2 protein-coding genes are annotated in these 1,579 nt (G+C 45.8%); both read left to right on the forward strand.

What is annotated here, in order from left to right; genetic code table 11:
- The first annotated feature begins 11 nt into the window (after positions 1-11).
- The gene (gene gcvH, locus A3766_RS26190) at positions 12-410 is read left to right on the forward strand and encodes a glycine cleavage system protein GcvH (protein WP_068508150.1); all 399 of its coding nucleotides are present in this window, start codon (positions 12-14) and stop codon (positions 408-410) included.
- Positions 411-579: 169 nt separating this feature from the next.
- Positions 580-1,579, forward strand: a 1,000-nt coding sequence (gene gcvPA / locus A3766_RS26195) for an aminomethyl-transferring glycine dehydrogenase subunit GcvPA (protein WP_068643270.1), incomplete at its 3' end; no start/stop codon positions are given.

Consider the following 1,579-nt stretch of genomic DNA (forward strand, 5'->3'; position numbering starts at 1 on the left):
GATTGCAAAACATGAGTCTTATCCCTGGAGAATTGAAGTATCTATCTAGCCATGAGTGGGTTCGTCTGGAAGAAGATGGCGAAACCGTTACTATAGGTATTACTGATCATGCACAGGACCTACTGGGCGACGTGGTATTTGTTGAATTACCTGAAGTTGATGCAGTCATTGAAGCAGGTGAAGAAGCCGGTGTTGTCGAGTCAGTTAAAGCAGCATCTGATATCTTTTCTCCTGTTGGTGGAACGGTTCTAGAAACCAATGAAGGCTTGGAAGATTCGCCTGAAACGGTTAACAGCGATCCTTATGATGATGGCTGGTTCTTCAAATTGAAGATCTCTGATCCTCAAGAGCTTGAAGGCTTATTGTCTGCTGACGAATACAAAGAAATTTGTGAAGCAGAAGAGCACTAAGAAACTTAGTGTTTCAGCTGGTAACTGATAGCATTTGCCAGCTAATTATTTCAGACCTTTGTGATACTTGTTTAGATCGTGCAATTTCGGTGAAGCAAGTCGGCAAAGGTTTTTATTTTTTAAGTTCCTGAGTGAATGCTTTGGGAACTCGCTGCAAAGAGGGTGTGTAATGCCTTTTATTCCTCATACGGAACACGATATCCAGAAGATGTTGGATGTTATTGGTGTCGACAAAGTCGATGACCTGTTTGATGAAATTCCAGCTCACTTACGAGCCAAACCACTGAATGGTGTGCCTGAAGGTTTAGGCGAAATGGAAATGATGCGGCTAATGAGCGAGCGTGCTCAATTAGACGAAGGTGCGCTATGTTTTATTGGTGCCGGTGCCTACGAACATCATATTCCTGCTGCTGTGTGGGATGTGACGATGCGTGGTGAGTTCCTGACTGCCTATACACCTTACCAGGCAGAGGCAAGCCAAGGGACTTTGCAGCTAATCTATGAATACCAAAGCATGATGTGCCAGCTTACGGCGATGGATATGTCTAATGCTTCCTTGTATGACGGAGCATCGGGCCTAGCTGAAGCCGTGTTGATGGCGATTCGTGCCAACAGAAAGTCCAAGAGCAAAAAGGCTCTGATCGCAGGTACCGTACATCCTCTATACCAGCAAGTGGTTGATGACATTGTTAGCAACCAGGGAATTTCCATTGATGTATTGCCAATGGACGATAAAGCGCTTGCCGTTGATAGTGCAGCGTTAGAAAGCTTTGCTGGCCAAGACTATGCCGCTTTGATAATTCCTCAGCCAAACTTCTTTGGCTCGTTGGAAGATGTGAATGCTTTAACCAACTGGGGCCAGGCAAATGGCATGTTGGTTATTGGCGTCGTTAATCCGACAGCTTTAGCGCTATTAACGCCTCCTGGTGAATGGGGAGATAAGGGTGCCGATATCGCCGTGGGTGAAGGTCAGCCATTGGGTATTCCTATGGCATCGGGTGGCCCGTATTTTGGCTTTATCTGTTGTAAAGAAAAGCTGGTTCGCCAAATGCCAGGACGTATTATTGGTCGTACTGTCGATCTGGAAGGTAAAGAAGGTTTTACCCTGACCTTACAGGCACGCGAGCAGCATATTCGCCGTTCTAAAGCGACTTCCAATATATGTACCA

It is taken from the genome of Oleiphilus sp. HI0132 (assembly GCF_001635845.1).